We start from the raw sequence: 23,145 nt of genomic DNA, 5'->3' as shown, positions 1-23,145 counted from the left end.
TGAATAATCAAATGCTAAAAATTTTAACAGGCGTTTTTATTGTCATGGCCGTGATTGTTGCCCTGCCTTTTGTCGGTCGGATGATTAATGGGAACAAGGATGCCAGCGCGCCCAAAAATATCAGTCTTAATTTTTCGGATTTCTCGGAAAGTTCTGTGGGGAAAATTGTGATTAAAAATGCCAGTGCGGAAAAAACGCTTTCTTTCCAGGACGGAAAATGGCTGATTGGCAATGATGAAGCAGACGCTCAAAAAGTGGCTGACTTTTTTACGGAACTCAAGGGTCTTAAAGTCGGAGAAATGGTTTCTCAAACCGAAACTAATCAAGCTAAATTTGGCGTTGACAGTGCAAGTGCTATTCAACTGATCATCACAAAAAACGGCCAAGACAATATTTTCCTAGTGGGAAAAGCCAGCAGTGTGCCTAACCAGTTTTATATGCGAAAAGACGGAATCAAAAACACCTATCTGGTGGAAAGCGCCCTGCGAGACAAACTGACTTGGGACGCAACCAAATGGCAAAAATCCGCTCCTGATGCAAGTGCGGACAAGACCGCACCTACCAACAATGCGCCAACCAAAACCACTCCTACCTCAAAATCTTCTAGCATTTAGTTTTTTTCTGATTAACTTGTCTAAAAGCGCCTCAAAAGGGCGCTTTTTTGCAAGTGAAAGAAAAACGCATCTCAGATTGTATTAATATTAGAAGGGTCGATAAACTTAATTAATCTAATATAGGACTTACGCATTTGCCTGGAAAAAATTCTGAAAGCACGGTTACCGCAACTTGGTTTTCCCTCTCTGGTTTACCAAAAGCCTGAGGATGCTAAAAAAGATTACCATGCGAACTTTTCCCAGCCAAATGCGTAAGTCCTAAACAAATAAAATTATATGAATAATACGAAAAAAACAATCATAGGATTAGGCGCGCTAGCAATTATTTTGGGTGGTGCAGTGGCGTTTGCTAATAGCTCGCAGGCATACGAGGGCGATCCAAATGTTAAGGGACCTAACTATTCGGAGGAGCGACACGAAGCAATGCTAGAAGCATTTAAAAATAATGATTACAATGCTTGGAAAAGTCTGATGGCGGGACGCGGTCGAGCGATGCAAGTTGTGAATGAAAGCAATTTTGCGAGATTTGCCGAAGCGCATCGTTTAGCAGAAAGTGGTGATTTAGCCGGAGCGCAAAAAATTCGCGCAGAACTTGGACTGGGACTGAAAAATGGTACTGGTGCCGGCAGGGGAATGGGGAATTGCCAAAATCGCTAAGCGTTGACGAGGCAAGTTATATTTAAGCTCCAGTTCTGCTGGAGCTTAATATTTTTAGAACTTATACATTTCACCTCACAGCCGTATTTTCTAAAAAAATAACTCGAACGCTCTTTTTTCTTTTCAAAATTTTCCCTCAATCGACGGCAACCAATGGAAAATTTTGAAGAAAAAAGGCATTCTCAGACAAGATTTTTTTAGAAAATGCGGCTGACTCGAGCGAATGCGTAAGTTCTGCTATAATCAGATTATGCAAAATAAAGCTGTCAAAAATAACGCTTTTGAAAAACTGACCGATGAAGAGATTGTGGAAAAAGTTCGATTGGAAAATCAGGAATTTTATGCGTACTTGATGGAGCGGTATCAATCCAAGCTTTTGCGCTATGCTAATAATTTAGTTAAAGATGAGCACCGCGCCAAAGATGTTGTGCAGGAAGCTTTTATCAGCGCCTTTGTTAATCTTAATGGGTTTAATCTCAAGAAAAAATTTTCCAGCTGGATCTATCGCATCGTGCACAACGAGGCGCTCAATGTTTTGAAAAAATATCAAAAAGAACTGCCGATGCTTCCAGAGTTTGATTTTGAAAGCGTGGAAGATTTGGAAAAAGATTATTCGCAAAAAGAAATTGTCGCCGCGGTGGAAAAATGTTTAGCCAAACTCCCGCTGGCTTATTCCGAGCCGCTAGCGCTATATTGCATCGAAGAAAAATCCTACGAAGAGATCGGTGATATCTTAAAGCTACCGCAGGGGACAGTGGCAACTAGGATCAGTCGCGCAAAATTATTAATGAAAAAAGTATGCCAAAAGAATCAGTAAATATTTCCAGCGCCGTGATGGAAAAAATTAACAAAGGTCAAATCAAGATGCGCCCCCGGATTTATTTTATCCTTGGATCAATCTTTGTTTTCACTGGATTGGTTGCGTCAAGCGTCACAGCAATTTTTTTAGTCAGCCTGATGCGCTTTATGTTTCGTACGCACGGACCGATGGGGCAATTTCGCCTAGAACAATTGCTCACCAGTTTTCCGCTCTGGGTTCCGCTGGTCGCAATTTTAGCATTAATAATCGGCGTAGTTTTAATGCGCAAATTTGATTTTTCCTATAAGAAGAATTTTTGGTTTTTGATCTTGGGTTTTGTCCTGGCAATTATTGCTACAGGAATCGTTATTGATATGACCGGGCTGGATAATGTCTGGCTACAGCAAGGACCGATGCGGGGGATGATGAAAAATATCACCCCAGGCGGCAATTTTGGTCCCGGCGCAAACTGCCATGGTTGTGGCAGGAATTAGATTGGGCATGCTTGTAGAGACGTGGCACTGCCACGTCTTTCCGCGTGCCAGACTACACAAAACCGATTAGGCGTGCTAGATTGATAATATGCTTAATTTCGGGCTTGTAGCTCAGTTGGTAGAGCACTACATTCGCATTGTAGGGGTCAGGAGTTCGACTCTCCTCAAGTCCACAAAAGTTTTTCAGTTCTCATAGCTCAGTTGGATAGAGCGCAGGTTTCCGGAACCTGAGGTCGGAGGTTCGAACCCCCCTGAGAACACAAAATTTTCAGTTCAGGATAGTCTTGGAAGGATGGCTGAGTGGTTGAAAGTACCGCACTCGAAATGCGGCATGCCTTAACGGGCATCGAGGGTTCAAATCCCTCTCCTTCCGCTATTGATTCGCCGTAGCGGACCTTCGGCGTGACGCAGTCCGCCAGAAGGTACGCGAAGGCGACCTTTGTTTTACTAAATTATTACCAAGCAATTTAAAGCACCCCGCTCATTCGCGGGTTTTTTGGTGAAAAAGCCTGTTTTACTAAAGCTATGATTTGTTGTAGAATTAGGATAAATTCAGGAACTAATTCAGTAATAAATCAAAACATATGCCAAGGCGAAAAGCAGAAGAAAGTAATATCAGAAAATTAACCAAATCCGGTGGCGGAAAATCCATCGGTCTCACTCTGCCCATCGAAGTCGTCCGCGAGCTTGGCTGGAAGGACAAACAAAAGGTCGTAGTGAAACGTGTTCGGGGAGGGGTATTGGTTAAGGATTGGAAGAAATAAGAATAATTTTATGCCACTATCATGGAATGAAATAAAATCAAGAGCGATTGAATTTTCCAAAGAATGGGAAGATGAAGGCTCGGAAGACGCGGAAGCCAAATCTTTTTGGGATGGATTTTTCAATGTGCTTGGATTGACTCGGAGGCGTTTGGCGCAATTTGAAGTGCATGTGAAAAAATACGGAGGAAATCAAGGTTTTGTTGATTTGTTTTGGTCGGGGATGCTTTTGGTTGAACATAAGTCCAAAGGAAGAAGTTTGGACAACGCCTATGGCAAAAACCCCCTTCAATTCTTCAGCGGAGAGGGTGGAACTTTTATTCGGGTTGTATAAAAAATATTCAAGTTCATGAAAAAATGCCAAAAAGTAATCTCACTAAAACTAAAAAAAATAAAAATTCTCAAGCACAGGGAACAAAGTTTGAAAAAATATTTTGTGAATTTTTAAAGATATTTATTAAAGAATGTTTTTTATTAAGCACGTTTATATTAGAGCCATGTATTCAGCAAGCAGGAGATCAGAACGGAAGGGATATAACTGCAAAATGGAGACATAATGGAGTCCTGTATGATTGGTGGTTTGAATGCAAGAGTCATGAGTTGAGAGGAAAGTATGGAAAAAAAATTTATAAAAAAGAGCTAGCTGACAAAATTATCGACATGTTGGTAATGGGTCAAACTGGACCAACTTGCTATTGTGTAGTTTCAAAATATAAAGAACAGGATAAATGGTTGTTAGACACAATACCAAAAATAAATAATTTGGGACTTGGTCAATCTCAAATTTTATGGTGGTCACCGGGAAGCTTATCATTAAAAAAATGCATTGCTTTGTATCCTGCTATTTGGGAAAAAATGTACAGCAACGAACAAATGCCTAATAATTTAGCAAGTAAAGATGATATTATTAATGACTTAAGACGAGAATTTATAGAAGTTAATAGTCGAAGAAATTATAATGGAGAGGATGTGGGTAGAATTATTAATGATCCAAGCACCAACAAGCTAAAAAAGGAACATGAATTATTAAATCAAGAGAGGATAAACGAAGCAGAAAATATAAAAGAACAATTCAAATATATTTCAAAAAATGATGAAAAAAAATAATATTCCAAAAAAATTAAATAATTTTTACTCAATAATCAGTTTATTGGGACATTTAGATATGCAAACCGAGAGTGGAATTATGGAAAAGATTGAAAATATTATCGGGGTTACTGTAGATTTTCAAAAAAAATATCTAGAAGATTTATTAAAAATGGACTTGGTTTCAAAAGAAAGAGATATTTTTACTGTGAAATATAGCAAAGAAGCAGGGACTATGTTTTTCCGTTTTATAAAAATTGAAGAAATTTTAAAGTTGTTTAATCATGAAGAAAAGAAAAGGGCTTTTTCAAAACTGCTAAAAATTGATAGTGACATTTCAAATTCATTTTTAAGTAGTACGTCGCTAAAAATGAAAATGGAGGTAATGAAGAATAAAAATAATGATGAAATTTTTCAAAAATTAGAATTGCTGGAAGAATTTATATATAAAGTTCCGGAAATTGCGTTGGATATTGTCAGGGATATTATTAAAAACAAGAAAACAAACAGAGTCAAAAAATATAAAACTAAATTTGGAACATATGATGGCAAGAATTATGAAGATCTTGTTTTGAAATGCGTTGAATTATTAAGCTACATTAAATATATAAAGACAGAAGATGTTTTTGAGATTTTGATTGATCTAAAAATAGACGGAAAGATTTCTGAAAAATCAAAAGATGCTATAAAAAATCTTACCAAATATAATTACTTCGCTCTGAAAAATATCGGTTACACGACACAAAGAAAAATTTTAGACATTATCTTGGGGTGGAAAGAAAAAAAGCGGGATAAATATTTAGAAATTATAAATCTAGTAGTGGGTGAGTTTTTGCAATTTGAGTTTGAGGGAACAGAAATGGTCGAGGCGAATAAGATGGTCTTTAAATCAGGTCCGTTATCTCCGACCGATTACCTGAAAAAGATAAGAGTTGACTCCATTAATTTAATTATGGAAACTTTTAATCACAGTGAGGATATAAAAGAAAAAATCAGTTTACTTAATGTTCTTGAAAACGCTTCCAGAGTTCACTCTAGTATTGATGAAAAAGGAAGAAAGTTTGTTGCGGATGATTTGAATTATATTGTAGGATTTTATGAAAAAGTAATTTTCGATAAAAAAAGCAGTATTATAGCCGAAGCACCAATTATTCTTGAAATTGAGAATAGGCTGTATTGGATGTCGAAAGGGGATGAATTTATTGATAAGAAAAAGATTGAAAACATAACAAAAAAGATCAGAGAAGATGAATTCTACGGGCTATACAGAATGCTTATTGGCGATGTTGTTTATCATGAAGGAGGTTATGAGGCTTGGCAAAAAAAGAAGGATGATAAAATTGATGATTCTCTTAAAAAAATAAATGACGACAATGTTAATGGATGGATTGAAACTTTGGATAATATTGCAAAATATAAAAATGTTATTGAGGGGTGGACGCTTCAGGGGTTTAACAATTTTATGCAAAGAATTGCCGAAGAAAAGCCAATGATTGCCGAAATGTTATTAGATGACGCATTTAAAAATAAAAAACCACTCATTAACTTCGTTGATTATTTTCTGTCTGGTTTTAGGCGAAAAAACAATGTTATACTTTGGGATAGATATGTCGAGAAAATAATTGAAATTAAATCATCCGACTTGCTTTCCACAGCATTCGTTTCTTTAATGTATATTGATGCAAAAGATATAAAAAAAGTTGTCAGGCAAAGCGACATAGATTTACTAAGGAAATCCATAGTGGGCAAAGGAAAATATAAATTTTTGAGGGCGAAAGGAACTAATAAATTATTATTGCACTCCTCTTTATTTTCTGGACTTTTGCAAATATTCGAAAAAAATCCTATTGCAATAGAGAAATTAATAATTGAAGAAATGGAAAGCAACCAAGAATTACTGAGTTTATATGTCAGGGAGTTGGATTTTATGAATAGCAAGCGAATGGCGCATATCTCAAATTGGAGTAATGGCTTGAGGAATTATATTTTAAAGAGGCTAGTGGAATTGAGTGATCTGGATCATAGCGCGCAAAATATTCTCTTAGGTATTGGTGAAAAATATTTCGACCAATTGATGGAGGTGTTTTTAAAAAGAATTCAGAAGGCCGATAAAGAAAATCCGAAGAAAAAATTTAAAGACAGGCGATATAACGCGATTCCGTATCATTTCAATGATGATTTGATAAAATATATCAGTGAGGATCAAAAAAATGGGTATCTTGAATATGTTTCTGAATGGTCCGAAAAAATGACAAAAGACTGGAGCGTGTATAATTGGGAATTAGGTGAATTTATTGAAAAAATGAATTTATCTTTTGCAGATGTTTTAAAAAATATTATTAATCGAGGAGACAAAAAAAGTTTTAACAATGCAATTGATATCTTGAGAACTGTCAATGTTCCACCGTTTGAAATTTGCTTTGAAATTGTGAAAAAAACCACCGATAAGGAAGTCTTAGATAGAGTCGAGTCCGTTATGTATTCAACGGGAACAGTTATGGGGGTACACGGTTTTTCCGAGGCTTATAAAGAAAAAGTCAAATTATTAGAAGATTATGTTAATAAAAATGAAGGATGGGTTAAAAAATTTGCCTTAAGAATGATTGAAAAATTCAAAGAAAAAGCGGAAGAAGAGAGAAAAAGAGAAGATGAAATGATTCAGTTGAGAAAAATTGAGTTTGAGGCACGATAATTACATAATAAATCAACTTATTAAATAAAAAAGTTAATGGCGCAAACTTGCAAAAAATAAACAAGTACTACTTCATCCAGAAAATAAAAAAATAAAAATTCTTTTTGCTATTCTCGTATTCCTTCTCGGCACCGACATCGGTTTCTGGACAAAGTGAGTTAATGGCTATAAATAATTCCTGAATAAATTCAGTAATAAAAAAATATGAAAAAAGCAATCCAAAACCAAATAATTATCTATAACACCGCAGACGGCGAGACTAAGATTGAGGTGCGGATGAAAGACGAGACCGTTTGGCTTTCGCAAAAGCAAATGGCGGAGCTTTTTGATTGCAGTGTCGATAATATTAGCTTGCACCTAAAAAATATCTTCAAAGAGGCTGAGCTAGGGGAAAGTTCAGTTACCGAGGAATACTCGACAACTGCTTCTGATGGCAAAAATTACCTTGTAAAAAACTATAATCTTGATGTAATTATTTCCGTTGGCTATCGCGTGAAATCATCACGCGGTACACAATTCCGCATTTGGGCGACGCAAAAATTAAGAGAGTATATTGTTAAAGGTTTTGTGATTGACGATGAGAGGCTCAAGGGGACCGGCGGGGGAGATTATTGGAAAGAATTGCTTGATCGCATCCGTGATATTCGAAGCAGTGAAAAAGCTCTTTATCGTCAGGTGTTGGATTTGTATGCTACGAGCATTGATTATGATCCTCATGGTTCTGAATCAATTGCATTTTTTAAGGTGGTGCAAAACAAACTTCATTATGCGACCAATCAGTACACCGCCGCGGAAACAATCGCCGAAAGAGCCGATGCCAAAAAAGATTTTATGGGACTGACCACTTTTGCTGGAGTATTGCCAATATTATCTGAAGTTACAGTGGCAAAAAACTATCTTACCGAAGACGAATTGTTTCGGCTCAACCGCATGGTTTCGGCATTCTTTGATTTGGCTGAAATAAAAGCCCGAGAAAAACAAAAAATGCGTATGGTTGATTGGGTGGCGGAATTAGATAAATTTGTTAAAAATTATGGCAAGGGTGTGTTACAAAATGCTGGGAAAGTTAGCAATGAACAAGCTACCGAAAAGGCCATCAAAGAATACAGGAAATTTCAGGCCAAAACTCTTTCGCCAGTCGAAAAGGCATATTTAGAAAATATTAAATTGCTCGATAAAAAGGTGAAGAAAAAAATAAAAAACCTATGAATAACTACAATTGGTATTCGCAACTAATTAAGCCCTCCTGGTCTCCGCCGGCTTGGCTGTTTGGTCCTGTCTGGACTTTTCTTTATGCTGTCATTGCGGTTTCGTTCGGTAAAGTTTTTTGGCTGGTTTTCAAAAAAGAAATTTCCTGGATTATCGCTTTGCCGTTCGTGCTTAATCTGATTTTCAACCTTGCTTTCACGCCGTTGCAGTTCGGGCTTAAAAATAATCTGCTGGCTGCTGTCGATATTTTGCTCGTCCTTGGGACACTTATTTGGGCGCTCATGGCGATTTATCCGCACGCGCGCTGGATCACTTATGTCAATATTCCCTATTTGCTCTGGGTAACTTTTGCCACTGTTTTGCAGCTGACCATTACGTATCTCAATCGATAACCCGTGAGCCTATAATAGCTGGAAAGATTAATCTTGCGCTAACGAGGGAGGGATTTTGAAAAATGGTCAAATAGTGCTAAGATGGAAGCATAATTTTTTAAAACTTAAATCAAATGAAAAAACACTTTGTTTTGGCCGGGGCGTTGTTGGCAGTTTTTTTACTCTCTGGTTGTGGCAATCAGGCCCAGGAATCCGGAGAAAAAACTAAGCCTGCGGGAGAAAATCCAACCGATGTCCAGACGGAAAAGAAGGATGATACCGGCGGACTATTCTCCGGATCGATCAAGGATCTTTTGGCCAAAGGGTCTAATATGCAATGCGCCTGGTCCTCGACTGACGAATCAGGGAAAGTGTCCGGTACGGTCTATGTCAGTGGAGATAAGTTTTTTCAAGATTTTTCTACAACCCAAGTAGAACTAGGAGAGATTAAGAGCTATCTCCTGAACGATGGGGAGTGGATCTATCAATGGAATTCGATGTCCAAGATGGGTACGAAAATGAAAACTAGCGAAGTGGAAAAAATGGCGGAAGATGTCCAAAAAAACAGTCCAGTCGATACAAACATCAAACCGAACGAAGAGGGTCGAAGAAACATAGATTTGAATGATAAAGTTGATTATAATTGCCAGAAGTGGAACGTGGACGCTTCTAAATTTGTCCTTCCTGCCGATATCCAATTCAATGATTTTTCTCAGATGCTCAACAATCTGCCAAAAGCAGGTAGTCAAAAACCGACCGATGTTTGCCAGATGTGCGGCAGTCTTCCCGCTGAAGCAAAAGCGGCCTGTCTTGCGAATTGCAATAAATAATAAAGCATATGAAAGGTATAATTTTAGCCGGTGGAACGGCGACGCGGCTGTTTCCGCTCACCGCGACTACTTCCAAACAACTCCTTCCGGTCTATGATCGGCAGATGATCTTCTATCCCCTAAACGTGCTCATTAAAGCCGGCATCAAGGAAATCCTCATTATTGTGGCGCCAGAACACTCTGGGCAATTCATCAATCTTTTGGGTTCGATTTTTGAAGGCGTAGGAATTCATCTAGAATTTCGCGTGCAAAAAATTCCCAAAGGTCTCGCTGATGCGTTTATCCTTGGTGAAACTTTCATCGGCGACGACTCTGTAGCGATGGCTCTGGGGGATAATATTTTTGAAGATGACTTGAGTGCTAAAATTAAAAAATTTGGAAAAGGCGGATTAGTCTTTGCTAAAAAAGTAACTGATCCGGAACGCTTTGGCGTGGTGGAATTCGATGGAGATGATAAAGCGATTTCCATCGAGGAAAAACCCAAAAAACCAAAAAGTGATTTCGCTGTCACAGGCTTTTATGTCTATGACAATCAAGTGGTAAAAATTGCCAAGAGTTTGAAGCCCTCCGTGCGGGGAGAAATTGAAATCACTGATATCAATAAACGCTATATGAAAATGGGGGAGTTGAAAGTGGAAAAGATCCGTGGCGCCTGGCTTGATGCGGGAACCTACGATTCGCTTTTGGAAGCAAGCTTGGTCGTGAAGAAAAAAGAAATCTATAAACACTTCGACCCAGCCATCGATGAAGCAATTGCCCAGTTTAATCGAGAGCTAAAAACAATTGCCAAAAAGAAATTGAGCTAAATTTCCCGAAAATCGCACCTTTTTTGCATATTTTCTCGTAGTATAGTAGCATTAGGCTATGGGAACAGACCTCGAAGAGATCAAAAACCGCCTGAATATTGTGGATGTTTTGGGTGAATATCTGCGTTTGACGAAGACAGGGACCAATTATCGGGCGCTCTGTCCTTTTCATAATGAGAAAAGCCCGTCTTTTATGATCAGTGAGGACAAGCAGATCTGGCATTGTTTTGGTTGTCAAAAAGGCGGAGATATTTTTTCCTTTGTGATGGAAATTGAAGGTTTGGAATTTCGTGACGCTTTGAAACAGCTGGCGGAAAAGGCGGGAGTGGAGTTGAAGAAAGTCGCTCCTGGCACGGTTGAGAAAAAAAATCGCACACTGGAAATTTTGGAACTGGCGACGAAATTTTATGAGATCCAACTTTGGAAAGGGGCGGGCAAAGAAAAAATTGTGAACTATCTGAAAGAGCGGGGACTGACTGAAGAATCAATCAAACTTTTTCGTTTGGGTTATGCGCCCAATGGTTGGCGCAACATGTTAGAATTTTTGACCAAGCGCGGTTATGATATTTTGGAAATTGAAAAGACTGGCCTTTTAGTGCGCAAAGATGAAATGCAGACGGCCAACGTGAAATTTTATGATCGCTTTCGTGACCGAATCATTTTCCCCATCAGTGATTATTCCGGCAAAGTTTTGGGCTATAGCGCCCGCGTCGCCCCTGGCGGAGACGAGTCGCAAGCGAAATATGTCAATTCGCCGGAAACAGAAGTCTATCACAAAAGTAAAGCGCTCTACGGAATTGATAAGGCCAAAAGTGAGATCAAACAGAAAGATTTTGCGTTGCTCGTCGAAGGGAATATGGATGTGATTGCAGCAAGTCAAGCAGGGATCAAAAATGTGGTGGCAGTCTCCGGAACGGCGCTTACCCCGACACAACTCGATACTTTGAAACGCTACACAAAAAATCTCAAGATGCTGTTTGATATGGACGCGGCCGGCGAAGCGGCAACGAAAAAAAGTATCAAGTTGGCGCTGGAAAAAAATATCACTGTCCAAATTGTGGAGTTGCCGTTTGGAAAAGATGCGGCTGATGTGGCGAAAAACAATCCGGAGAAATTACGTCAAGCGATCGAAAAAGCCAAAAGCGCGATGGAATATCTCTATGACAAAGCTTTTTCTTCGTTTGATCGCAGCCGGGCGGAGGGCAAAAAAAAGATCAGTGAGGCGCTGTTGGAGATGGTTGCAAGTCTTTCGAGTGAAGTTGAGAAAAGTCATTGGATCAAAAAACTGGCGCAAGGTTTGGATATTTCAGAGCAGGCATTGACGGCAGAGCTAAAAAAGGCTAAGCTGGTGAGTAGAATATCGGCGAGCGTTAGAACTCAAGCTGTCGCGTCTGTCCCAATCGACGACCGGCAAAAAATAGATATATTGCTTGAAGAGCTGGCCGGCTTGGTGCTCGTTTCCGGAGTGATCTGGGAGGAGCTGTCAGAAAAAAATGAATACCATTCCTATTTTTCGCGCCTTGAGTTGCTCGGCATCATGCTATCGCGGGGAATGGAGCTTGACTTTGATTTCAACAATCTGCTTAGTGTGCTTTCGCGGGAGCAAAAACTCTACGCCGAAAAGCTTTTTTTTCGCAAGAAGTTCCGCTTGGGACTGAAAAATACATTAGAAGAAGTGCTGCCGGAAGAATTTCCCAAGGAGTTTGGGGAGATTTTGGCAGAGTTGAAAAAAGAGATTAAGAAGACGAAACTGTTGCAGATTACAAAGGATCTGGAGTTGGCTGAAAAGAATGGCGACCAAGCAGCACTTAAATTTTTGAGAGGAGAGTTTGAAAAAATACTCACGGAGTAAATTTTTATAGATAAATTTTTAAACTTTTAATTTTTATGGCCAAGAAAAAAGGACCGTTTAAAATAAAAAAAAGTTTGCCTAAAAAAAATAAACAAAAGAAACAAATTAAGAAAATTAATCCGCCAGCTGGTGGAAAGAAAACTATGCCCTTGAAAAAGAAATCAAAACCGGTCAAAGTCAAGACCGAAAAGAAAAAGACGCCTAAAAAAGTATCTAAAAATCCGGCAAAAAAGCCAGTAGTTTTGAAGCGCAAAGATGAAAAAAAACCGACCTCCAAAAAGACTGCCGGGCGTTTTACGATCAAGATCAAGCCCAAGAACAAGCCGAAAACAGCTGAAAAACCCAAGAAAGAAAGCAAGCAAAAAAAAGTGCTGAGTGAAAAAAAAGTTGAAACAGAGACGAAGAAAAAAAACCAGATTGAAGATCTGGTCTATCGTTCCAAGCAACGTGGCTTCATCACCGAAGATGAAATTTTACATGCCTTTCCTGATGCAGAACGCGACATTGAAAAACTGGAAGAGCTCTATGATCAATTAGAAAAAAGCAGCATCAAAGTAATCAGTTCAGACGAGATGATCAAGTTCGAGACGGATAAGATTTCCGAAGATTTTGAAAGTGAAAAACCGAACAAAAAAGGCAAGTCGACGCGCAAGGATAATTTGGCTGCCGGAATTTCCGATGATGTTTCATCGGATTTGGTTCAGATGTACCTGCGCGAAATCGGACGGGTGGAATTACTTTCCACGGCCGAAGAAGTTGCTCTCGCAAAAAGAATAGAAAAAGACGATCTAGCTGCCAAACAAAGAATGACAGAAGCTAACTTGCGTCTTGTTGTGAGTATCGCTAAAAAATATGTCGGCCGTTCGCACAATCTGTCACTGCTTGATCTGATCCAAGAAGGGAACATCGGACTTTTCCGCGCAGTCGAAAAATTTGATTATCGCAAAGGCTACAAATTTTCCACCTATGCTACTTGGTGGATCCGCCAAGCGGTGACGCGCGCATTGGCTGACCAATCCAGAACAATCAGAATTCCCGTGCATATGGTGGAGACGATCAATAAATATACCCAAATCACAAGACGGCTTGTCCAGGACTTGGGACGCGAACCGTTGCCGGAAGAGATTGCGGTGGAAATGGGCGTGGAAGTGGAAAAGATCCGTCACATCCAAAAGATTTCCCAAGAAACGGTTTCTTTGGAAACGACAGTGGGAGACAGTGATGATGATTCAGTTTTGGGCGATTTCGTGGAAGACACAGAAACTGTCATGCCTAATCAGTTGGCATCAAGAAAAATGCTCAAGGAACATGTCGAAGAAATCTTGAAAGATCTGACTCCGCGCGAACAAAAGATTTTGAAAATCCGGTTTGGCCTCGAAGACGGCGTGACCCACACGCTCGAAGAAGTCGGCCAAGAGTTTGGCGTCACCCGCGAACGCATCCGGCAAATCGAAGCCAAGGCGTTGGAAAAGATCCGGGATCATAAGACGATCAAGAAGCTGAGGGATTATTAGGAGTACAAGACATACAAGGAAAAACAGCCCGTAGAAGGCTGTTTTTTTTCATATTACATATAATAAAAATTTTAATAATTGACAAGAAATAAACATAGATGTATAATATAGGCGTTATTTAATTAAAAACAATTAAACTTTTATGACAAATGAAAAAGAGATAGAAAATATGTTCATTGTTGATGAGAATGAATATACAAAAGAAAAAGTGAAAAAGTATGCAGAAAAGGCTTTAAAATATGCAAAAATCGCCAAGAACGGGCAGATTTTGATAGAAAATAATGAGCTCCCGTCTGATGAAAAAATAAAACTTTGTTTGGTGGTTCGGTTCATAGCTCATAATTTTGATAGCGGGATACAGTCAAGCGCAACGCTTTCAGAAATACAAAAAATAATCCAAGAAAGAACGCAGGCGACGGGGTCTAGACTTTCGAAAATTGTAAGATCTGGTTTTGCAAAAAAAATAGAAAGGGGTGTCTATCAAGTTATGCCACATAAAATTGAATTTTTCTTGGATAATCTTTTATTACGGGATGCGCAAGGTATTAAAGTAAAAAGTTCGCCTAGCAAAAATAAGCGAATTTCTACAAAAGGAATAGGCAAGGATATACAGGAGTTGGTTGTTGGTGGGTTTTTTAACACGCCAAAAACGATTAAGGAAATTTCAAAAAAACTGAGAGAAGAGGTAAAATTTCATGACGATCGTGTTATCGACGCAACAGTAAGGAATGGGTTTGTTTCTAATAAGAAGGTTTTAAAAAGAATACCTGCTGTTGATAAAGGCAGAACTAAATGGGAGTATGTGATAAGAAAATAAAAAAAGTTAATATTAAGAATAAACACTATGGCTGAAGAAATTCAACAAATAAAAGAAAAGATCATGGAGTTGGAAAAAAGAATTGCAAAACTGGAAAAACCACACTCCCCAGAAGTGGATTCTAGTAATCCACAACAAAAGAAAATGTCCTTAAGGGAGTTCTTATTATCGAAAAAGCCATTAACGGATGTGGAAAGGGCACTTTCTATGGGATATTATTTGGAAAAATTTGAAGACGCAACTTCTTTTAATGCTGATGACTTAGGACGGTCTTTCAGGATTGCCAAAGAGAAAGTGCCGCAAAACATAAATGACAAAGTGAATATGAACATCAAAAAAGGTCATATCATGGAATTAAAGGAAAAAAAGAATAGCAGAAAGGCGTGGTGTCTAACTAGCACGGGGGAGTTGTTTGTGGAAAATAGGTTTAAGTAAAATAATGAATAATATTAAGATAAGCGAAAAAATAGATGTGTATTGCTTGGATGAACTAAGTTATAAAGTTTATTGGGCATTTGATCAACTTGAAACTGACACAAAAGATAGGTTTAAGCCATCTGATGTGGCTAATTTTTTAATTGAAGAAAAGGGAATAAAGACTTCAGTCCAGGCTGTTCGGAATATCCTGAAAAGAAAAAAAAGTATTTTTCATTGTAAAGGGGGCTCCTTCAAGATGATGGAAAAGGGCAGGCAGGATCTTTCGGAAGCAGGGAGTGTAAAGAGGGTTATATTTATTGACGCTGATAAGCCATTTTCAGCAAAAAAGAATGAAACGCTTAGAGCGCTTGTCTCGAATCTTAGAAAAGAAGTCAAAATTTGTGATCCATATGTGGATGTGAATACCCTTGATTTTATCTTTCATAATTTCAATAAAAAAGTGCCAATTAAAGTGTTAACAGCAAATATTATAGATAAACCAAAGGGATTCTTTAAGAGGCAACTAGATGAAATCAAACAAGAAGGATTTAAAATTGAGGTTAGGGCTTACCATAATAGCATATTGCATGACAGATATATTATGGATGGCGGAAATTTTTGGTTATCTGGAAATAGTCTTAATTATTTGGGGAAAAAGGAAAGCTTTATTGTTGCATTGGGGAGCGATATTCGACAGAGTATGGTGGCTGTTTTTAATTCAAGATGGAAAAGCTCTGCGGTTATTTAATTAATTTTATTAATTTAATTTTATTTTTATGCAACAAATCAACTTTAGTGAGTTGGGTGAAAAAGAACAATCACTCTTGCAAGAAGCGAAAGGCGCTGGAGCTCGGTACATAAACAAAAAAGGTACTCGCCATATTGGCGCGGCACTGCTTTGTGATGATGGGAAAGTTTATCACGGTGTTAGTATCCGCCGGACGAACACGAGCAATTCAACTTGCGCAGAACGGATGGCACTCGACAAAGCACTTTTTGATCAAAATTATGACTATGCACTTTTGGCTATCGTGGGATTTTTTGACAACAATAGCGCTGATGGGAGCGGGAAATCCGATCAACTTACTCCGCCCTGCGGGACTTGTCGTCAAATTTTGTCAGAAGCGCAAGGGTATGGGATAAAAAACAGAGCCATTCCAATCCTGCTTACCAATAGTGATTTTTCCCTTGTAATCAAAACCGATTCGCAAGAACTGCTTCCTCTGGCATACAAGGCGGATGTGTATAAAAAATAGTTTTTTGATTACCAATAATGGTCGAGTAGTTAATGAAGGAAGGCGGGGTTGACTAAAGTTAGATACTGTGCTAAAAATATAAGTTCAGTACAATGTGAAATAAACCTGAATTATCGTTCCTTCCCCTAAAAATAAGGAGGTATCGTGGACTATTACTTTGAGCTGCAAAAAATGAAAATGCGTGAGTATGTCGATATGCTTTTGGATCAGTTAGACTTTTCAAAAGGAAGTATCATATCGGCAAGAGAATGGCTAGCACATGCGAAAACAAACAGGCTTTTTCTCTTGAATTATTCGCCCGATGAGATTATGCAAATAAATCTTTGGGCGCGTAACTCGTACAAAACCGAAGCGGAGATTGCGGAAATGGAAGCCGTGTTAAATTCCTATGACGACAATTTCTGCTTTCACGAAGAAGTTCTTTTGCAATGGCTGAATTCATTAGCTGAGAGAAACGCAGAAATAAGTCAGCTCATGCAAAGGAAATAAGCAAGGATTTAAAACAGTCTGGAAAAGCGGTGAGGTAAGGATTTACCGAGCCGCTTTTTATTTTAATTTGACACTTTTCCTCCCACAAGCTAAACTATTCCTATGCAAAACATAGCGCGAAAATTTTTTGAGATTATTAGCATCGTCATTATTAGACGACAATTTTTCGCTCGGGTTTATGCATAGAAGATAATAAGACAAAAGCAAAGCATAGCCCGGCGGAACCGGGTTTTTTGATTGCTAAAAAATATATGCAAAAAGTAAAAATCTATGACACGACTCTGCGGGACGGCACTCAGGGCGAAGGGATGAGCCTTTCGGTGGCGGACAAGGTGCGGATTGCGAGGAAGCTCGATGAGTTTGGCGTGCATTATATTGAAGGTGGCTGGCCGGGATCCAATCCAAAGGATCGGGAATTTTTTGAAGTCATGAAAACGCAAAAATTGAAAAATGCCAAGCTCACGGCTTTTGGTTCGACGCATCTGGCCAAAAACACGCCCGAGACTGATGAGAATCTCAAAGAGTTGGTGGATTCCGGAGTGACAGTGGCGACCATTTTTGGCAAGAGTTGGACGGTGCACGTGGAGGAAGTTCTGAGAATTTCTCCCGAGCGCAATTTGGAAATTATTGAAGGGAGCGTGAAGTTTTTGAAAAAAAATATTGCGACAGTTTTCTATGACGCGGAACATTTTTTTGATGGGTATAAAAATAATCCGGAGTATGCGCTTTTGACATTGAAAGCGGCCAAGGCTGGCGGGGCGGATTGTCTTGTGCTATGCGACACTAATGGCGGATCACTGCCGGATGAAGTGACGCGCATCGTGGCGGAAGTTAAAAAGCAGCTGCCTAATGTTCCCTTGGGCATCCATACGCACAACGACGGAGAGATGGCGGTGGCCAACACGCTTGCAGCAGTGAAAGCGGGCGCGACGCAGATTCAGGGAACATTGAACGGAGTGGGCGAGCGTTGTGGTAATGCTAATCTTTGTTCGATCATTCCCACCTTGCAACTAAAATTGGGAATCGAGTGCGTGCCAAAAGAAAATCTGGTGCAGTTACAAGCGCTCAGTCGCTATTTTATGGAACTGGCCAATTTGCCATCCAATCACTTCCAAGCCTATACCGGCCGAAGTGCGTTTACGCATAAAGGCGGAGTGCATACCAGCGCCGTTTCCAAAAATCCGCATACCTATGAGCATATCCAGCCGGAGCATGTGGGGAACAAAAGAAGAATTTTAGTTTCCGATCTGGCCGGCCGAGCGTCAATTGTTATGAAAGCCAAAGAATTAGGGATCGAACTTGATCCAAAAAATCCTGTCGTTGCAGGAGCACTCAAAAAATTGAAAGAGTTGGAAAATAGTGGATTTCAATTTGAGATTGCTGAGGCGAGTTTTGAGCTCTTACTATCCGAAGCGCTGGGGAGAAAGACACAATTTTTTGAACTGATCAGCCGGCGGGTGATTGATGAGCGCAAGGCCGGGGAAGAAAATCCGCAAGTGGAAGCGCTGGTGAAAATCAGAGTTGGGAATAAGTTGGAAGAAACAATTGCTTCGGGCGATGGTCCGGTCAACGCGCTTGACCGAGCTTTGCGAAAAGCGCTGGAGAAATATTATCCGGTTTTGAAAGAGATGAAACTGCTTGATTACAAAGTGCGGGTGCTGCCGGGTCGGGCAGGAACAGCGGCGCGCGTGCGGGTGCTCATCGAATCAGCCAATGGCGAAGCCGGGCGTTGGCACACGATGGGCGTGTCCTATGACGTGATTGAAGCCAGTTGGCAAGCGCTCTCAGATAGCGTGAATTACAAGCTGTATAAAGCCAAAGGATAAAAAATTTGACAAAAAACCGGCTATTTGCTAAGTTATTACTATGTTTAGAGATATAACCAAAACAATTGAAAAGAATATCACTTTGATGTTGATTTGCGTCTTGATTATTGTCAAGGCTGGTTTTGGTTTAAGGGAAATGTGTAGGGGGTAAGAAAAAAAACATTTTCACTAAACCAAGACCGGTCTCGCAAGAGCCGGTTTTTTAGTTCCTTGAAAGAATATGAAGAAATAAAAAATATAATAACAGCTTGAGTTATTTGATTCAAGTCAACTAGCAACTATGGGAATAGGGGGATTATTCAGATGAAACGAAAGCAGATCGAAAAAGAAGTTGCGGCAAGGACGAATCGTCGGGATCAGATTCGAAGCTCTGTTAACGCATATTGCGCGGAAGAGTTTGGGATCAAAGATTTTTTTGCAATTGCAGACAAACATTTACCTGAACAAATGGGCGGGTTTCAGGTTTGCTTGGTGCGTCAAGTACCAACACCAAATGTCGAGCATTTGGCGACGTATTTATCGGCTAAGGCTTGGGGACTAGAGCCGGTCTATATGTCATTGACCCGTGACTCTTTCCCGCAGCAGGCGGCAGAAAACCAGTACAAAAAATCTCTGGTTAATTCACCGAGAATGTTTCATGGAAGAAAGGGGATTTCGGTTCAGCATGAACGTTTGGTCCAAGATAGTGTCCTGCAAAATATTATCCTTGCCGATTTGAGAACAAAGTGTGGCAGGAAACTTCCGGAGGTTCATTGGGAGCTAATGGAAAAAGCCATTCATAATCCTCCTCAAAAGCTTGAGCTCGCTGGTTTTTTCCAAGAATTACTTATGAGTTCTTCAAAAAATTTACCCCGCTGTGTTTTTGTGCGTCAAGGTAGACGAGAGAAAATTTTTTATGGCTGTGACTTATCTGAGGCGAACGATCCGCGTCCGCCGGCAGACTGGTATTACTTTTTTTATTTACTTCTTTTCGTCAGTGGCAGTCGTGGTCTTGCTTCGACTGTTGATGAGGACCCGGAAGTCATTGCGTGGTTTCGGGAGAGCAACCAAAAAATCAAGAATATCTGTGGCTTTTTACCACTTATTCTCGATACTCCGCTCAAAGTGGAGGCTGACGGATTTTGCTCAAAGTTGAACGAGATTCCTCGGAAGGCCTTGGGCGGAAATGGCTTTTTGCGATCCCTTCCTACGCCGTCCCAAACCACTATTGACGGTTGCTTCTTTGATCTAATGAAGCATTACGAAAAAGAGCTGATTGCTCACTCGTGATTGCTTCAAAAGGGGGTTGTGCTAAGATTGTATTAGTGCAACCCTCCTTCCCTTAATTGCAGTTAAATTTTCTATATATTTTTATGAATACTAAAAAATTCAATTATCAAAAGTTTATTTCCAAATTAGTTTCTTTTGCTCCAAGGCAATTGGAAGGAGAATCAAAGGCGTGCGATTTTCTAATTTCCGTGTTAAAAGAAAATTCCATCTTATTTTTGTTGCAAAAATTCAAAGTAGCGATTCCTTTAACGCAAAATGTTTCTCTATTGGCGGATGGTAAAAGAGTCAAATGTGAAGGCTGTTCTTTTTTGAGTGGGGAAATTAAGAACAATGACGTCGTGATTAGTTCACTGCTTTCATCTTCAATTTGCCAGGAAATTTCTAGTATTAGTTTCAATCCTAGATGCGAGGGGATATCTCTAAAAAATTATTATTTCGCTCCAGCAATTTGTGTTAGTTATAAAGATATCTCAAAAATAGTTAAGGCGAAAAAAATCGTTGGCAATGTTCAGGTTGAAAAAGTTTCTCATCAATCAGCTAATATACTAGTGGGAAATGCAAAAAATCCTAAAGCCATCTTTTTCGCTCATTATGATAGTATTAAAAAAGGTGCAATTGATAATGCTTCAGGAGTTGCAGTTATGATGAGGGTTGTTTTGGAAAAACCGGAGATATTGAAAAACAATTTGTTTGTTTTCTCTGGAGCCGAGGAATTATCCTATGATAAACCGATTTATTGGGGGAGTGGTTTCCGTGCTTTTGAACTGAAATACCAAAAACTTATTGATGGCGCCAAAAAAATTATTGTGATCGATTGCGTGGGAAATGACCCAACAATTGTGATCACTGATCCAAGCATAGTAATATTGGCTTTTCCGGTAAAAAACTTGCATAAAATAACTAAAAAAACCGAGATTGTTACAGCAAGTCTGGATAAACTTATGAGTGTTTATCATAGTGACTTAGATGATGGAAGAGGCATGGGTATGAACTATTTAGACGAAGCTTTTGCTCTTTTGGCGAAGAAGGCTGTATGACTCATCACCTTGGGTTGACAAGATTTCTAAAAGTGCTAAACTGATTTAGTAAAAAACAATGAGCAATCAAACCAACCAAAATTTATATAGTTTCTATTTCTTTAGCTTCTGGTTTAGCCAGATCGGTTTTGGTTTGCTTAAAATAGATAACGCATAAAAAGTTCCATCTATTTCAGTCAAGTCAAAGCCGATCTCACGCGAGACCGGTTTTTTTGTTCCTTGGAAAAATGAATATAATTTGTCGATAATCGATGACCAACATACGAAAGAGGGGGAAATATGCTCGAGAATTTGAAGAACGTGCCTTTTGTGGAAAAAGTGGTTGTGCCGGAATGTACATTGGAAAATCCTGATATCTATATGGGGATGGGATTTTTCGGTAGCGATTGCAGTAAGTGTTGCGGATTGGGGTTGGATTTTCTGTTTATGCTGAAGATGGCCGAAGAAACCCGGCAGCAGTTATCAGCCAGAAGTGCTACGCTATTTCTCATGAACAAGCCGTTTGGTCAGGACATCATTGATGTTTCCGAAGAAGAAAAGTTTGTTACCTTCTTCCTTGATTCTCTTGGCATGAAAGATTGGCGGATTGTGAAATATTCCGATCTGTTTGCCGATGAAAATTTGGGTTGGAGCTATGAAGAAGTCCAGAGCAATATCACTAATCGGCTTTTGCCGGATGGGGGATTCCAGATTGGCTGGGTCTATCCATATTACAAAACAAATTTCTTGGCCAAGGATGAACATTATTTTTCCTATCATTTCAAGAAATTTTTTCCGCAGCGTAATGACATCGGATTTGTACTGGGAAAATTTCCCGGGATGATTCCCAATTATGTGCCTGGACCGCCCTATTTGGTAAAGCGTACTACGGCGGATTGTCGAGTGTTGCTTGTGGAAGACGCGGACAGTCTTTCAGCAAAATTTCTCGTAAGAGGAAAAGGTGGAACAGTCAAAACGGCGAAGATAAAAAGAAACACTCTGAAACCGGCTTTTGATATTTTTTCTGCTATGGGATTTCATCTCAATGGCAGTCCTCCGATCGAGACCTTTATCGAGTGCATGCAACAGTTGGATCAGCTGATTGGTGACCAATATCGACAAGTTTTTTCATGACAAAAGGTGGGAAATTGCTCGCGAGCAATTTCCCATCCAGATTTATTAATCAATAAATTTAAATATTTAATCAACTAAAAAACTATGAATTCCTACATTGAAAATTTACTCAGTCAAAAAGTGGCTGGCTATGTGCATGATGACATCAAAAATATTTCCAAATACGAGCTGTTTAATATGGGCGAAAGCTTCATTGCACCTTGCAAAAAAATCAGGCCGGTTTTAGGCAAGTTCGATTTGAAGAAATTGAGCGCTTACCTCGATCCGACATATGGGGAGTTGAGACAAGTGATTGCTGACCGGCTCAGTGTGAAATTGGAAAATATACTCCTGTCGGTCGGAGCAGACGAGGCCATCGGCATAATTCCGCGTGTCTTTGGCGAACCAGACAGTGATTGTGTTTGTGCTGTGCCAACTTTCTATCGGATCGTTGAAGCCAATATCATGTTTAAAATCAATGTGCACTTAGTGGGGCTGGATGAAAAGAACGATTTTAAGTATGACGGAACTTTTCTGGACAATTTCATTGCTGAAATAAATTTGAGAAAAGCGCGGACGGCCTGGATCTGCAATCCGAATAATCCAACGGGAAACATGATGACGCAAAAACAAGTTAGGTATATCCTGGATAACATCGATCAAAAAACAATCTTGGTTGTGGATGAAGTTTTCTTTGATTTTTTTGATCCGACTGGAAAAAAATCAGCCGTCAATCTTGTGAAGAAATATAAAAATCTGATCGTCGTCCGAAGCTTGTCAAAATCATATAGCTTGGCCGGGATAAGATTGGGTTTTGTCGTGGCGGACAAAAGTTTGATCGAAGAGATAAATCATATCAAGCCGGTTTTTAATATAAATGCCCTGTCAGAAGAGGTGGCTAAGATTGCCATCGGAGACAAAAACTATATTACTCAAGTTGCGAATAAGACCAGAGCAATCAGAGAAAAATTGTTCTTAGAAATAAAAAAGCTGAAAAACTATAAAATTGGGGGAACTTCTGAGACGAATGTATTTATCTTGAAGCATAAGAAGAAAGATCTTTATAATGAATTGAAAAATAAATTTATTCTGACGGCTGATTTCAGGGAAAGCTTTGGATTGGAGGGTAAGGGCTATGTGCGTATCACTATCCAAGACGAACAGAAAAACAAAAAATTACTTTTAGCTTTGAAGCAGATTGATTAAGTAACAATCTTTCTTTGTAACAAAAAACTTTCCATTCCCGGAAAGTTTTTT

Annotated in this window: 24 protein-coding genes and 3 tRNA genes; all 27 read left to right on the top strand. The window is 39.3% G+C overall.

Annotated features, from left to right (window positions below):
• Positions 1-11 precede the first annotated feature (11 nt).
• The 27 genes from WC848_01430 to WC848_01300 all read left to right on the top strand — a co-directional run bounded on the left by WC848_01430 (position 12) and on the right by WC848_01300 (position 23,094).
• Positions 12-614: a DUF4340 domain-containing protein gene (locus tag WC848_01430; GenBank protein ID MFA5961326.1), complete on the top strand. Its 603-nt coding sequence runs from the start codon at positions 12-14 to the stop codon at positions 612-614.
• Between the two features lie 276 nt (positions 615-890).
• Positions 891-1,271, top strand: coding sequence for a hypothetical protein (locus WC848_01425; protein MFA5961325.1), 381 nt, complete (start codon positions 891-893; stop codon positions 1,269-1,271).
• Positions 1,272-1,521: 250 nt separating this feature from the next.
• Positions 1,522-2,088, top strand: a complete 567-nt coding sequence (locus WC848_01420; protein MFA5961324.1) for an RNA polymerase sigma factor — start codon at positions 1,522-1,524, stop codon at positions 2,086-2,088.
• Positions 2,070-2,564 carry a hypothetical protein gene (locus WC848_01415; protein ID MFA5961323.1) on the top strand — a complete coding sequence of 165 codons (495 nt, stop codon included), beginning with the start codon at positions 2,070-2,072 and terminating at the stop codon, positions 2,562-2,564. The genes WC848_01420 and WC848_01415 overlap by 19 nt, the downstream gene beginning before the upstream one ends.
• Before the next feature lie 100 nt (positions 2,565-2,664).
• Positions 2,665-2,737, top strand: a tRNA-Ala gene (locus WC848_01410).
• Positions 2,738-2,750: 13 nt separating this feature from the next.
• Positions 2,751-2,824 (top strand) — tRNA-Arg (locus WC848_01405).
• 26 nt (positions 2,825-2,850) lie between these two features.
• Positions 2,851-2,937: transfer RNA gene (locus WC848_01400), tRNA-Ser, on the top strand.
• A 211-nt stretch (positions 2,938-3,148) separates the two neighbouring features.
• Complete coding sequence (locus WC848_01395; protein ID MFA5961322.1) at positions 3,149-3,328, top strand: hypothetical protein; 180 nt, start codon at positions 3,149-3,151, stop codon at positions 3,326-3,328.
• A gap of 10 nt (positions 3,329-3,338) precedes the next feature.
• Positions 3,339-3,659 (top strand): type IIL restriction-modification enzyme MmeI, encoded by a 321-nt coding sequence (locus WC848_01390; GenBank protein MFA5961321.1) that lies wholly within the window; start codon positions 3,339-3,341, stop codon positions 3,657-3,659.
• A 23-nt stretch (positions 3,660-3,682) separates the two neighbouring features.
• Positions 3,683-4,432 carry a hypothetical protein gene (locus tag WC848_01385; GenBank protein ID MFA5961320.1) on the top strand — a complete coding sequence of 250 codons (750 nt, stop codon included), beginning with the start codon at positions 3,683-3,685 and terminating at the stop codon, positions 4,430-4,432.
• Positions 4,416-7,103, top strand: a complete 2,688-nt coding sequence (locus WC848_01380; GenBank protein MFA5961319.1) for a hypothetical protein — start codon at positions 4,416-4,418, stop codon at positions 7,101-7,103. Before WC848_01385 ends, WC848_01380 begins: the two co-directional genes overlap by 17 nt.
• Before the next feature lie 204 nt (positions 7,104-7,307).
• Positions 7,308-8,312, top strand: coding sequence for a virulence RhuM family protein (locus WC848_01375; GenBank protein MFA5961318.1), 1,005 nt, complete (start codon positions 7,308-7,310; stop codon positions 8,310-8,312).
• Positions 8,309-8,704 (top strand): TspO/MBR family protein, encoded by a 396-nt coding sequence (locus WC848_01370; protein ID MFA5961317.1) that lies wholly within the window; start codon positions 8,309-8,311, stop codon positions 8,702-8,704. The genes WC848_01375 and WC848_01370 overlap by 4 nt, the downstream gene beginning before the upstream one ends.
• Before the next feature lie 113 nt (positions 8,705-8,817).
• Positions 8,818-9,513, top strand: coding sequence for a hypothetical protein (locus WC848_01365; protein ID MFA5961316.1), 696 nt, complete (start codon positions 8,818-8,820; stop codon positions 9,511-9,513).
• 8 nt (positions 9,514-9,521) lie between these two features.
• The gene (locus WC848_01360) at positions 9,522-10,319 is read left to right on the top strand and encodes a sugar phosphate nucleotidyltransferase (GenBank protein ID MFA5961315.1); all 798 of its coding nucleotides are present in this window, start codon (positions 9,522-9,524) and stop codon (positions 10,317-10,319) included.
• Positions 10,320-10,377: 58 nt separating this feature from the next.
• Positions 10,378-12,171, top strand: coding sequence for a DNA primase (gene dnaG / locus WC848_01355; GenBank protein MFA5961314.1), 1,794 nt, complete (start codon positions 10,378-10,380; stop codon positions 12,169-12,171).
• 35 nt (positions 12,172-12,206) lie between these two features.
• Positions 12,207-13,685: an RNA polymerase sigma factor RpoD gene (gene rpoD, locus WC848_01350; GenBank protein MFA5961313.1), complete on the top strand. Its 1,479-nt coding sequence runs from the start codon at positions 12,207-12,209 to the stop codon at positions 13,683-13,685.
• Between the two features lie 142 nt (positions 13,686-13,827).
• Positions 13,828-14,502, top strand: a complete 675-nt coding sequence (locus WC848_01345; GenBank protein ID MFA5961312.1) for a hypothetical protein — start codon at positions 13,828-13,830, stop codon at positions 14,500-14,502.
• 27 nt (positions 14,503-14,529) lie between these two features.
• On the top strand, positions 14,530-14,937 hold the full coding sequence (locus tag WC848_01340; protein MFA5961311.1) for a hypothetical protein: 408 nt from the start codon (positions 14,530-14,532) through the stop codon (positions 14,935-14,937).
• A 4-nt stretch (positions 14,938-14,941) separates the two neighbouring features.
• Positions 14,942-15,667 carry a hypothetical protein gene (locus tag WC848_01335; protein MFA5961310.1) on the top strand — a complete coding sequence of 242 codons (726 nt, stop codon included), beginning with the start codon at positions 14,942-14,944 and terminating at the stop codon, positions 15,665-15,667.
• 28 nt (positions 15,668-15,695) lie between these two features.
• Entirely contained in the window at positions 15,696-16,175 is a 480-nt protein-coding gene (locus WC848_01330) for a hypothetical protein (GenBank protein MFA5961309.1), read from the top strand.
• A gap of 171 nt (positions 16,176-16,346) precedes the next feature.
• Positions 16,347-16,664, top strand: a complete 318-nt coding sequence (locus WC848_01325; protein ID MFA5961308.1) for a hypothetical protein — start codon at positions 16,347-16,349, stop codon at positions 16,662-16,664.
• Positions 16,665-16,915: 251 nt separating this feature from the next.
• Positions 16,916-18,490, top strand: coding sequence for a citramalate synthase (cimA, locus tag WC848_01320; protein MFA5961307.1), 1,575 nt, complete (start codon positions 16,916-16,918; stop codon positions 18,488-18,490).
• Between the two features lie 303 nt (positions 18,491-18,793).
• A complete protein-coding gene (locus WC848_01315) occupies positions 18,794-19,759 on the top strand; it encodes a hypothetical protein (protein MFA5961306.1) in 966 nt (321 codons plus the stop codon).
• 83 nt (positions 19,760-19,842) lie between these two features.
• Positions 19,843-20,796, top strand: a complete 954-nt coding sequence (locus WC848_01310) for a M28 family peptidase (GenBank protein ID MFA5961305.1) — start codon at positions 19,843-19,845, stop codon at positions 20,794-20,796.
• A 279-nt stretch (positions 20,797-21,075) separates the two neighbouring features.
• The gene (locus tag WC848_01305) at positions 21,076-21,909 is read left to right on the top strand and encodes a hypothetical protein (protein MFA5961304.1); all 834 of its coding nucleotides are present in this window, start codon (positions 21,076-21,078) and stop codon (positions 21,907-21,909) included.
• An 84-nt stretch (positions 21,910-21,993) separates the two neighbouring features.
• Complete coding sequence (locus WC848_01300; protein ID MFA5961303.1) at positions 21,994-23,094, top strand: aminotransferase class I/II-fold pyridoxal phosphate-dependent enzyme; 1,101 nt, start codon at positions 21,994-21,996, stop codon at positions 23,092-23,094.
• Positions 23,095-23,145 lie beyond the last annotated feature (51 nt).

It is taken from the genome of Parcubacteria group bacterium (assembly GCA_041659505.1).
GTDB lineage: Bacteria > Patescibacteriota > Minisyncoccia > Moranbacterales > UBA2206 > UBA9630.
This window is presented reverse-complemented; position numbering and strand designations above follow the sequence as displayed.